Genomic DNA, 5,895 nt, shown 5'->3' with positions numbered 1-5,895 from the left:
AGGCCGAGCATGGGGCTTGGATTTGGGCGGTGCTTGTGCGACCTTTAGGTCGCCGGGCCTGCGCGCTGGGCCTTCGGCCCACCCCCGGAGCGCGCAGCCCGAACCCGATAGAATTGGATGAAAGTCCGAAACCAAATGGGCTGTGCTCTTGCGGCTCTTTGAGCCGCGCAGCTCGCCGCCACCCCAAGCGGCGGACTTCTGCAAATAGGACGAGAACGAATCCAACAAGTTGGGCCGTGCTCCTGCGCCCCGCAGAGCCGTGCCGCCCGCCCCCACATAGAACCCACAAGAACCCGCATAGAACCCACAAGAACCCGCATAGAACCCACACAGAATTAGAACCAGACACCACACGATATGAAAAAACAGACCACCGGCCACCGAGCCCAGCCCACCACCCCGATGCCCTTCGGACGCAGAAACTACCTCCTCATGCTCGCCGGCATCGGCGCCATCATTCTGGGCTTCATCCTCCTGAGCGGCGGCGCCAGCGACAACCCCGCCACCGAATTCAACCACGACATGTTCAACTTCCGTCGGCTGTACCTCGCCCCCCTGCTGCTGCTCGCCGGTTTTCTGTTCGAGATCTACGCCATCATGTACCGGCCCAAGAGCAAAAAATCGAACGAAGCCGAAAACACCACCCCCCAAAGCCAGGCATAACCCATGAACACCCTAGACGCCATTCTTCTCGGTCTGCTCCAGGGCCTGACCGAATTTTTGCCCGTCAGCTCCTCCGGACACCTCGTTCTGTTGAGCCGCCTCCTCGGCACCTCCGTCGACAACACCACCTTCGCCATCCTCGTCCACGCCGCGACCGTACTGGCCACCATCACCGTCTTCTGGAGCGAGATCCTGCACCTCCTGCGGCGCGGGCTCACCCTCCGCTCCACCCCCGAATCGCGCTACCTGCTGAAACTCGTCATCTCCATGCTCCCCATCCTGCTCGTCGGCCTCTTTCTGAAAGACCACGTCGAAGCCCTCTTCGGGAGCGGCGTTCGGTTCGTCGGCAGCATGCTCCTCGTGACCGCGGGCCTGCTCCTGCTGACCCACCTGATCAGACCGAAACAGCAACATCCCGTAACCGCCAAAGACGCCTTTCTTATCGGCCTGGCCCAATCCGTCGCCGTGATTCCCGGCATATCGCGCTCCGGCTCCACCATCGCCACCGGCATGCTCCTCGGCGACGACAAAAGCCAACTCGCCAAGTTCTCCTTCCTGATGGTACTCGTCCCGATCCTCGGCGAAGCCTTTCTGGAACTCCTGAAAGGCGAATTCTCCCCCGCCGCCTCCGGCATCTCCGGCTATGCCCTAACCGCCGGATTTCTGGCCGCCTACCTCTCCGGCCTCTTCGCCTGCAAAGCCATGATCCGCATCGTCAGCCGCGGGAAACTGTGGTGGTTCGCCCTCTACTGCGGCGTGGCCGGCACCACCGCCCTCATTCTCGGCTAATCGCTCCATGACCGACCATTTATCCCCCCACCTTCGCCCCGACTACCCCTTCGAAGAAGGGCTCGTCCTCCCCATCGACAAACCGCTGGGATGGACCTCCACCGACGTCGTTCGGAAAGTGCGCACCCTGATGCGCCGTTTGGGGCACCGCAAAATCAAAGTCGGCCACGCCGGCACCCTCGACCCCTTGGCCACCGGCGTTCTGTTGATCTGCGTCGGCCGCGCCACCAAACAAGTCGACACCCTCCAGGCCGAAGAGAAAGAGTACCTCGCTGAGATTGAACTCGGCGCCACCACCCCCAGCTACGACCTCGAACACCCCGTAGACACCCGCTACCCCTGGGCACACATCACCCGAGCAGAAGTCGAGCGCATATTATCCGGCTTCATCGGCGAACAGGAACAAGAGCCCCCCGTCTACTCCGCCAAGAAACTCGAAGGGCGTCGCGCCTACGAATACGCCCGCGAAGGCGAAGAGGTGAACATGCGCCGGGCCGTGATAAACATCTACTCGACCCGCCTCGAGACGTGCGAACTGCCGACCTCACCGCGCCTCACCGTGCGCATCTTGTGCAGCAAAGGCACCTATATCCGCGCCTTCGCCCGCGACCTTGGGCGTAAGTTATCAAGCGGCGCCCACCTCACCGGCCTGCGCCGGACCCGCAGCGGCGGTTTTCAAGTCGAGCACTGCCTATCGTTAGAGACCTTGCAAGCTAAATTATCGCCCCCGACTCCAACCGTTGAAACAAATCCCGTTTAATTACGTATTTTAATTATTCGTTCCTGGACTTATCTGGAGGGTACTGTTCTCTTTGTGAACAACCGACGCTGCCAGCGAGCGTAATGCAAACGCAGTTTGCAAATTACCGAGCGGCGAGGAGGAAAACAAGCGCAGCGAAGTTAGCGAGAACCAGAAAAACTTTAGACGGATGCTGACGCATCCTCAAGCTGCCGGTCGCTCAAATCTCGGTTTGTTCGTTGGGCTGTGGTTTTCCGGCGCGGGCGCATTAGGGTAATACTCGCATTATATGCGCCCCGCCGAGAAAACCCAGCCCGACAGACTTGCAAAGAATGAGGACTGCGGAGCCTAAGGAGTAGCGTAGCTATCACGAAAGTTCTTTGCGCCGCTTTCTTACAAGAAAGCGGCAGTTCCAGCCGGCACAAAGTACAGATAAACGAACGATTCAAAACACACAGGACATGAAACTATCGCAATACAAGTACGACCTGCCCGAGAGCCTGATCGCCCAGTACCCCTGCGAGAACCGCGACGAGAGCCGGTTACTCGTTTTCGACCGTAAGAGCGGTAAGATCGAGCACAAGATCTTCAAAGACATCCTCGGCTACTTCCGCGAAGGCGACGTGATGATCTTCAACGACACCAAAGTTTTCCCCGCCCGGCTGTACGGCAACAAAGAGAAGACCGGCGCCGAGATCGAGATCTTTCTGTTGCGCGAGCTGAACCGCGAACAGCGGCTGTGGGACGTCCTCGTCGACCCCGCCCGGAAGATCCGCATCGGGAACAAACTCTACTTCGGCGACGACGACGCCCTGGTCGCCGAAGTCATCGACAACACCACCTCCCGCGGCCGCACCCTTCGTTTTTTGTTCGACGGCGAATACGACGCCTTCAAGAACGCCCTTTATAAGCTCGGCGAAGCCCCCGTTCCGACCCACATCCTCCGTCGCCGCGCCGAAACCATCGACGAAGAGCGCTACCAGACCATCTACGCCGAGAAAGAGGGCGCCGTCGCCGCCCCCACCGCCGGCCTCCACTTCAGCAAACACCTGTTGAAGCGCCTCGACATCAAAGGCGTAGGGCGCGCCTCCATCACCCTCCACGTCGGTCTGGGAAACTTCCGTTCCGTCGACGTCGAAGACCTCACCAAACACAAGATGGACAGCGAACCCATCTTCATCACCGAAGAAGCCGCCCGTATCGTGAACACCGCCCGCGAGAAAGAGAAACGCGTCTGCGCCATCGGCACCACCGTCATGCGCACCATCGAGAGCTCCGTCTCGACCGACGGCATGCTGAAACCCTTCGAAGGCTGGACCAACAAATTCATCTTCCCGCCCTACGAATTCAGCGTCGCGAACTCCATGGTGACCAACTTCCACCTGCCCTACTCGACCCAGCTGATGATGGTCTCCGCCTTCGCCGGCTACGACAAACTGCTGAAAGTCTACGAAGTAGCCAAAGAAGAGGGCTATCGTTTCGGCACCTACGGCGACGCCATGCTGATTCTGTAACTCGATATCGGAGAGACCCGTCCCGCCTCCCCGCATACTCCACGCCTCCGTCCGGCCACGATGTCCGAGCGGAGGCATTTTCGTCCGCCCCCCAGTCATCGTCCCCGCCCCGGGCTTCCTCAGCAATTCTTCAGGCTTACCGGGCAGTGCGGGTAACGAAGGCTACAGTTTATCGACTGCAACAAGCAACTCCTACGGGCAATTCTTGTGGTTCCACACACATGGTCTTGATCCCAGTACCACCTATAGCCGTGCCTACGGTCGTCAGTTGCGCTGCCTCTCGGAATAAACGGGGACGAGAGTCACGCGAACCGGGCAGCCTTAGCTTCAAGTTGGAGTAGAGGCTGCCAATAAGACACACAGTGGGTGCGCCCCGGGCTACCGCGACGCCGGGAATAACGATGCCTTCGGCATACTGAGCAGCGTCGGCAACTATGGCTCCAGTTACTCGTCTTCAATCAGCGGCAGCAAAGGAGTATATTTGGACTTCAGCGCACCGAATCTCAGAATCGGTTACGCCAGTAGCCGCGGCCACGGTATTCAGCTGCGTTGCCTCTCGGAATAAACGGGGCAAAGGCTGCCACAGCGAAACGTAGTTTCGCCCGTCCACGCACCCACAGGGTGTTTTGTTAGGGTTCTCTCTGTCTTATTAAGTGGGGCCCGGCCGGCCTGAGGCCAGTTTCAGACGGGACAAAGCTCTCCCGCGCGCCGCCGCCTAAAGAGGGAAATCGTCAAAATGTGCTGGCACGTTTTGACCAGATTTCCCCAAGGCGCGCGACAAACACAAATCCTGCCCTGGGCTACCGCCACCACAGTTCGGGCATGCCGGGGGGCATCAGCTACAGTGGGTACAGTTGGTCATCCTCTTTCAATGAGACCATGGGCATAAATTTGCATTTCAACATGACATTCTTCGATCCCAACTACTCATACTACCGCGCCCACGGTCTTCAGTTGCGTTGCCTCTCGGAATAAACGGGGACGTGCGCCCCGCCCCGGGCCGCCGCGGCTACAGCGATGGTACACTGAACTATCTCGGCTACTTCGGGTTCAACTGGTCATGTACGTCGGGAACAAGCGACATCACGGTGAGGTGCTTAGTCTTCAGCACACAGGGGACCGATCCCAACAACGTAACACACCACGCCCACGGTTTTCAGTTGCGTTGCCTCTCGGAATAAGCAGTGCCGCTCGGCAAGCGAACCGGGCAGCCTTAGCCTCAAATTGGTGTAGAGGCAGCCAACTTTCGAGTGCCAAGCGGCACCCCGGGCTTCCGCGACGCGGGTAGCACCGGACAATTCGGCCTGCCATTGACTGTAGGTAATCACGGATACAGTTGGTCATCCGCAGGAAATGGGCCCAATAGCATGTACTTGTATTTTGGCATGCCCCATCTCCACGTCAGTCACGCGAACAGCCGCGGCCACGGACTTCAGTTGCGGTGCCTCTCGGAATAAACGGGCACACTGCGTCTTTTAATGGCTGCCTCGGCCTAAATAACCGGCAGTCTCTACCCTATTTGTGCTCCTGCGGCTCGTAGAGCCGCGCGGGCCGAAGCCTCCCCCTGCCGAGGCCCGCAACTGACGTTGCTGTAGGCCCCGCTGGCTTCGACCCTCGAAAACAATCTCTAATTCACGACCTCCCTAGCAAGCGGGGCGGATGCCCGGGAGGAACGGCAATTCTCGACGCGCAAGCGGCGTGTTGCGGGCCTCCCGGTGGGAGACGTCCGGCCCGCGCGACCCTTTAGGGTCGCAAAAATTTGGGCAACAGTTCGCCCCCATTCACCATCCATGACTGTCGGGTTCGGCTTGTCGCCCATTCTCAGAAGTTCGTCCTCGGCGCACACCCACGCGCCGTTAATGCGTCGCTCTCGCCGAGGACGGCGATTCCTCTCGAAATCGCGCTATTCGCGCTCAGCCTATAGTAGTTCGCCGCCAGCGGTGAGTGCAACGAGCTCCGTCGAGTTGCAGTCCGCCGCGTGGGGTGGCGGCGAACTGCGCGACCCATAGGGTCGCAAGAGCAATGCCCAAAGCACGGCCAAAAGCAAGACCCAACTCACCGCCCAAATTTCAGCCCCATGCTCGGCCCAGCGCGGCGGGAAAACCGTTTTCGGTTTTCCCGCCTGAAGAACAGGCGCAGCCCAAAGTTCGCCCCAGTTCTCGGCCCTGTGTCAGCCCCACTGCGGCTCCG

5 protein-coding genes are annotated in these 5,895 nt (G+C 59.7%); all 5 read left to right on the top strand.

Annotation, left to right across the window (positions count from 1 at the left end; all coding sequences use genetic code 11):
• Positions 1–357: 357 nt before the first annotated feature.
• The 5 genes from ACTO3O_RS09630 to ACTO3O_RS09610 all read left to right on the top strand — a co-directional run bounded on the left by ACTO3O_RS09630 (position 358) and on the right by ACTO3O_RS09610 (position 4,886).
• Positions 358–663, top strand: a complete 306-nt coding sequence (locus ACTO3O_RS09630) for a DUF3098 domain-containing protein (RefSeq protein ID WP_298081167.1) — start codon at positions 358–360, stop codon at positions 661–663.
• 3 nt (positions 664–666) lie between these two features.
• On the top strand, positions 667–1,452 hold the full coding sequence (locus tag ACTO3O_RS09625; RefSeq protein ID WP_298081169.1) for an undecaprenyl-diphosphate phosphatase: 786 nt from the start codon (positions 667–669) through the stop codon (positions 1,450–1,452).
• A 7-nt stretch (positions 1,453–1,459) separates the two neighbouring features.
• Positions 1,460–2,212 (top strand): tRNA pseudouridine(55) synthase TruB, encoded by a 753-nt coding sequence (gene truB, locus ACTO3O_RS09620; protein ID WP_298081170.1) that lies wholly within the window; start codon positions 1,460–1,462, stop codon positions 2,210–2,212.
• Between the two features lie 440 nt (positions 2,213–2,652).
• Complete coding sequence (queA, locus tag ACTO3O_RS09615) at positions 2,653–3,705, top strand: tRNA preQ1(34) S-adenosylmethionine ribosyltransferase-isomerase QueA (RefSeq protein WP_294593786.1); 1,053 nt, start codon at positions 2,653–2,655, stop codon at positions 3,703–3,705.
• A 959-nt stretch (positions 3,706–4,664) separates the two neighbouring features.
• Positions 4,665–4,886 (top strand): hypothetical protein, encoded by a 222-nt coding sequence (locus tag ACTO3O_RS09610; protein ID WP_297830663.1) that lies wholly within the window; start codon positions 4,665–4,667, stop codon positions 4,884–4,886.
• The last annotated feature ends 1,009 nt before the right edge of the window (positions 4,887–5,895 follow it).

It is taken from the genome of Rikenella sp. (assembly GCF_056799795.1).
The sequence above is the reverse complement of the archived record's forward strand: the minus strand, read 5'-3'. Positions and strand labels throughout refer to the sequence as shown.